The 312-nt window shown below is 53.8% G+C and carries 1 protein-coding gene; it reads right to left on the bottom strand.

All coding sequences use genetic code 11. The annotated features are described in order from the left end of the window. On the bottom strand, nt 1–312 hold a 312-nt coding region (locus Q5762_RS37720; protein WP_399495567.1), incomplete at both ends, for a nucleoside-diphosphate sugar epimerase/dehydratase.

Raw genomic sequence — 312 nt, 5'->3', positions numbered from 1 at the left:
CCCGGCCTAGCAAATCTTCAACGGCGACATCGCGAATTTCGGTCGTTTTCGCACGGCCAGACACCATATCCGCCAAGCCCGGTACCGTTTGCACCGGCACGGGTAGGGACTCTAAAGCTTCCAAAATGTCACGACGCTTAGCGCGGCTGGCACTTGGCATAGCCAACAAGATTTTCTCAACGCCTAGAACATCCACCAGCTCGTCGACCTTGCTGGGATGATACACCTTCAGCCCTTGTACTGAATGGCGCTGCAGTTCTTTGCTGTCATCTAAAAAGCCTACGGGCTCATACTCTTTACCATTACGCAGCG

The sequence above is a fragment of the Streptomyces sp. P9(2023) genome (assembly GCF_032436795.1).
Lineage (GTDB): Bacteria > Actinomycetota > Actinomycetes > Streptomycetales > Streptomycetaceae > Streptomyces.
The sequence above is the reverse complement of the archived record's forward strand: the minus strand, read 5'-3'. Positions and strand labels throughout refer to the sequence as shown.